Source organism: Kitasatospora nipponensis (genome assembly GCF_039528135.1).
GTDB lineage: Bacteria > Actinomycetota > Actinomycetes > Streptomycetales > Streptomycetaceae > Kitasatospora > Kitasatospora nipponensis.
Genome location: NZ_BAAALF010001030.1, coordinates 1 through 555 on the forward strand (window position 1 = coordinate 1; position 555 = coordinate 555).

Consider the following 555-nt stretch of genomic DNA (forward strand, 5'->3'; position numbering starts at 1 on the left):
GTCGAAGAGGGCCCCGTAGGCGCCGCCTGCGGCCTGGTCGGCCGGGAAGATCCCGGTCACCATGTCCAGGCGGGCCTTCCGGGCATCGAGAAGGGTGAGGTCGACGCGGACGCGGCCCTGCTCGAAGCTGTCGCCGAACGCGATCTTCACCGTGCGGTCGTCCTCCGGGGTGACGTCGACGAAGACGGAGTTGAGGACGGCGCGGGCCTGGATGCCCGGGTTGTGGATGCGGGCGGCGACGATGGTGGCGAGGCCGGTGTACATGGGCTTTCCCTTCTCAAGCGGGGGCGTGTCCCCCTGCCTTACATTCTAGATTCTATACTCTCTCAGAGTTGGTGTCCAACTCCGATCTCATCAACTCGGCTTGCATGAAGTCGAGTTGGCTGCATCCGCGTGCCCGCGCGAGGGCCGGGCCCTCAGTGGCCGAGCTGCGTGGCGATGGCGTCGAGGACGGCCCCGGCGCAGGCGAGGTGGAGCAGTGCCGCCTCGTGCCCGTCGCGGGCGGCGGCGACGGCGAGGTCGACGGCGGCGGCGATCACCGACTCGGGCACCGCC

Annotated in this window: 1 protein-coding gene; it reads right to left on the bottom strand. The window is 69.5% G+C overall.

The genetic code is table 11. The features are described 5' to 3' along the window. On the bottom strand, window positions 1-264 hold a 264-nt coding region (locus ABD323_RS44695; protein WP_344447691.1), incomplete at its 3' end, for a hypothetical protein. Window positions 265-555 lie beyond the last annotated feature (291 nt).